General features: G+C 73.5%; 4 protein-coding genes. 2 read left to right on the forward strand and 2 right to left on the reverse strand.

Features of this window, described 5'->3' with window-relative positions:
• On the reverse strand, positions 1-187 hold a 187-nt coding region (locus VK923_09165; GenBank protein ID HSJ44836.1), incomplete at its 3' end, for a hypothetical protein.
• 264 nt (positions 188-451) lie between these two features.
• On the opposite strand from VK923_09165, the gene VK923_09170 reads away from it, so the two are divergent.
• Positions 452-2,968, forward strand: a complete 2,517-nt coding sequence (locus tag VK923_09170; GenBank protein HSJ44837.1) for a penicillin acylase family protein — start codon at positions 452-454, stop codon at positions 2,966-2,968.
• Between the two features lie 9 nt (positions 2,969-2,977).
• On the opposite strand, the gene VK923_09175 is transcribed toward VK923_09170, so the two are convergent.
• A complete protein-coding gene (locus VK923_09175; protein HSJ44838.1) occupies positions 2,978-3,577 on the reverse strand; it encodes a 5-formyltetrahydrofolate cyclo-ligase in 600 nt (199 codons plus the stop codon).
• 39 nt (positions 3,578-3,616) lie between these two features.
• On the opposite strand from VK923_09175, the gene VK923_09180 reads away from it, so the two are divergent.
• Positions 3,617-4,391 (forward strand): UTP--glucose-1-phosphate uridylyltransferase (locus VK923_09180; protein HSJ44839.1); only part of this gene is annotated, 775 nt, incomplete at its 3' end.

Below are 4,391 nucleotides of genomic sequence, written 5' to 3' on the forward strand. Positions count from 1 at the left end.
CGTCGCTGGCGAGCAGATCGGACTCGCCGTCGTTGTTGTGCAGGACCGTGAGTGTGAAGTCGACGTTGTTCTTCGTGTTCGGGCGGGCGGCCGTGGCGGGCGCCACGAGACCGACGACCATGAGCACCGCAAGCAGGCTGCGGAGCCACGCCGCGCGGATGCTGCGCCGATGGGAACGCTGGGGCATGTGGGAGGACCTCCACGTCGCGTAGCTACAGCGGGGATCAAACCGTACGTGATGGGCGCCTGCCGCACGAATCCTGTGGAGCCTGGTTCCGCGGACTGCTGGAGGACCGGATCCGCCGATCGTCGATCCGGGCGGATGGACATGACGTGACGACGGCGTCGCGGTGGCACCCGTGCGCCGGCGACGGTATGGCAGGATCGCGGCCCAGTGCGCATCCGGCCACGGAGGGCTTCCACCTGTGACATACCGTGCCGGGGCGACGACGTGAAGCGTCGCCGCGCCGTCCTGACGGTGCTCGCGGTCCTGCTCCTGGCGGCCCTGCTCGCTGCGTCCGTCGCTGCACTGGTCGCCGTGCGGCGCCCGTGGCCAGTGACCGACGGCGCGATCGAGCTCGACGTGCTCCGCCGCCCGGTCGACGTGCGCCGGGACGGCTTCGGGGTGCCGCACATCTACGCCGACACCGTCGAGGACCTGTTCGCGGCCCAGGGCTTTGTCCACGCGCAGGACCGGTTCTGGGAGATGGACGTGCGTCGCCACACCACCGCGGGCCGGCTGTCGGAGCTGTTCGGCGCGGGCCAGCTCGACACCGACCGCGTGATACGCACGATGGGCTGGCGACGCGTAGCCGAACAGGAGCTCGCGCTCCTGTCGCCCGAGAGCGTCCGGATCCTCGAAGCCTACTCGTCCGGGGTCAACGCCTACCTGCGCGACCGCGGCACGTCGTCGATCGCGCTCGAGTACACGATCCTCGGCCTCCAGCGCCCCGGCTACGCGCCCGAGCCGTGGACCCCGGGCGACAGCCTGGCGTGGCTCAAGGCGATAGCGTGGGACCTGCGCGGCAACACGCCCGCCGAGGCCGACCGGGTCGCCTACACCGAGACCCTGTCACCGCCGGAGGTCGAGCAGTTGTGGCCGCCGTTCCCCTTCGACCTCCGCGAGCCGATCGTCAGCGACCCCCCGGCGTCCGCCGCGGCTGACGGGACGCCGCCGCCCGCGACCATCGGCGACGACCGGGTCCGCCGCCTCGTGACCGCCGCCGCGGACGCGACGGCGCTGCCGCAGCTGCTCGGGCCATCGGGGACCGGCATCGGCTCGAACTCGATGGCGGTGGCGGGCGACCGCACCGCCAGCGGCCGGCCGCTGCTGGCCAACGATCCGCACCTCGCACCCGGCCAGCCGTCCATCTGGCACCAGATGGCGCTGCATTGCCGCACCGTGTCCCCGGCGTGCCCCTACACGGTCACCGGGTTCTCCTTCTCCGGCCTGCCCGGGATCGTCATCGGCCACAACGCCCGCATCGCGTGGGGTCTGACCAACCTCGGCCCCGACGTGGCGGACTTCGTGCTGGAACGCGTCACCGACGACACCTACGAGTACCAGGGCCGGTCGGTCGCCATGGAGGTGCGCACGGAGACGATCCGCGTCGCGGGAGGCGACGACGTCGACCTGCGGGTGCGTTCCACACGGCATGGTCCGCTGCTGTCGGACGGGCTGGACAGCCTCGACGATGTCGCCTCCCGGGCGCCGGCTGGCGAGGGGCAGCCCGACCTCGCGGTCGCGCTGCGCTGGACCGCGCTGGAGCCGGGCACGACCTTCGACGCGTTGCCGGCGCTGAACGCCGCGGCGGACTGGAACGACTTCCGGGCGGCGGCGGCCAGCTTCGACGTGCCGGCACAGAACCTCGTGTACGCCGACGTCAACGGCACCATCGGCTACCAGGCGCCGGGGCGCATCCCCATCCGTGCCCCGGGGGACGACGGCCGCTGGCCGGTGCCGGGCTGGGACGGCGCGCACGAGTGGCGGGGCTTCGTGGCCTTCGAGGACCTGCCGAGCGTGCGCAACCCCGACGAGGGCTTCGTCGTGACCGCCAATCAGCCAGTCGTTCGTGCCGGCGCGGGTCCGTCGCTGTCGCGCGATCACGCGTACGGCTGGCGCAGCCAGCGGCTTCGTGACCTGCTCATCGGCGCCGACGACCTCACGCCCCCCGACCTGCTGGCCATGCAGTTCGACGCGCGCAACGGACTGGCCCCGACCCTCGTGCCGCTGCTGACCGCAGTGGACGTGCCGCAGGACGTCGCCGCGGCGCGCGATCTCTTCGTGGGTTGGGACCACCAGCAGACCGCCGACAGTGCTGCGGGAGCCTACTTCGCCGCGGTCTGGCGCCACCTGCTGCTGCGGACCTTCCGCGACGACCTGCCGGACGACGCGGTGATCGACGGTGGCGGCCGTTGGATGGAGGTGGTGAGACGGCTCGTCGCGACCCCGACCGCGTCCTGGTGGGACGACCGTGCGACGCCGCGTGTCGAGGCGCGCGACGACATGCTGCGTGAGGCGCTGGTCGACGCCCACGCGGAGCTGGCCGACCGTCTCGGTGAGGAGCTCGAAGCCTGGCGGTGGGGCGACGTGCACACCCTGACGCTGCGTCACCCGACCCTCGGATCGTCGGGCGTCGCGCCGATCGAGGCCGTCTTCAACCGCGGTCCGGTCGGTGTGGGTGGGGGCCCGTCGATCGTAAACGCGACCGCGTGGACCGCGAGCGCGGGCTACGAGGTCGACTGGGTGCCGTCGATGCGCATGGTGGTCGACCTGGGCGACCTCGACGCCTCCCGCTGGATCGACCTCACCGGCATCAGCGGGCACCCGTACCACCGCCACTACGGTGACCAGACCGAGCTGTGGCGGACCGGCGCGACGCTGCCGATGCGGTGGGATGCCGGATCCGTACGGGAGGCGGCGGTGGACCGGATGGTGCTCGTCCCCTCCGGGTCGCCGCCCTCGTGACGGCGCGGCTCAGCGCAGCCGCACCAGCCCCGACGGCGTCGCGGCCGCGTGGACCGGTACGTCGTGCCGGTCGCGCGGCACCGGTAGGTCGAGCACCTCGCCGTCGTGCAGCAGGACGCAGGTGAACGCCCGCCCGCCCAGCCGCGCGAGCGCTCGGTCGTACGAGCCGCCGCCCCGGCCCAGGCGGACGCCGCGGCGGTCGGCCGCCAGGCCGGGAACGAGCACGGCCGCCGCGCCGACCACCGCACCGGCGCCCAGGGGCGGGCCGGTGGGCTCGAGCAGCCCGCGGGAGGCCTCCGTGAGCGCGGCGTCGCCCTCGTGGACCGCCCAGTCGAGGTCGCCGTCGGGCAGCATGACCGGGAGCAGCACCTCGGTCCCGCGCTCGAGCAAGGCGTCCAGGAGGGGCCCGGTCCCCGGCTCCCGCCCTACCGACACGTACGCGGCGACGACGCGGGCACGGCTCACCTCGGGCGTCGCCAGCAGCACGTCGCGGAGCGCTCGGGCGGCGGATCCCAGGTCGCCCGGCCGCAGCCGGCGGCGGGCGTCGAGCACCCGCCGGCGGAGCGCCGCCTTGGCGTCGGCGAGGTCGTCGGTCCGGGCGCGGGTCACGGGCTCACGCTACGGCCCGGGATCGCTAGGGTGACGCGCATGAACCATCGCGTGACGAAGGCGGTGATCCCGGCGGCCGGCCTCGGCACCCGCTTCCTGCCGGCGACCAAGGCCACGCCCAAGGAGATGCTCCCGGTCGTCGACAAGCCCGCGATCCAGTACGTCGTCGAGGAGGCGGTCGCCGCCGGGCTCGAGGACGTGCTGATGATCACGGGGCGGAACAAGCGGCCGCTGGAGGACCACTTCGACCGCGCCTACGAGCTCGAGGACGCCCTGCGCGCCAAGGGAGACGAGAGCCGGCTGGGCCAGGTGCAGGAGTCGAGCGAACTGGCCACGGTCCACTACGTCCGCCAGGGCGACGCCATGGGGCTCGGGCACGCGGTGCTGTGCGCGGCGCAGCACGTCGGCGAGGAGTCCTTCGCCGTCCTGCTCGGCGACGACCTGATCGACCCGCGCGACCCGTTGCTGCAGCGGATGCTCGAGGTGCAGGCCGACATGGGCGGCAGCGTGGTCGCGCTCATCGAGGTGGACCCGGAGCAGGTGCACCTCTACGGCTGCGCCGCGGTCGAGCGGACCGACGCGGAGGACGTCGTCCGGGTCACCGACCTGGTCGAGAAGCCCGACGCCGCCGACGCGCCGAGCAACCTGGCGATCATCGGCCGGTACGTGCTGCACAGCGCCGTCTTCGACGTGCTCCGCGAGACCAAGCCGGGGAGGGGCGGCGAGTTCCAGCTGACCGACGCCTTGACGACGCTGGCCGGCATGCCGGTGGACGAGGGCGGCGGCGTGCACGCCGTCGTGTTCCACGGCCGCC

This window comes from Euzebyales bacterium, assembly GCA_035461305.1.
GTDB lineage: Bacteria > Actinomycetota > Nitriliruptoria > Euzebyales > JAHELV01 > JAHELV01.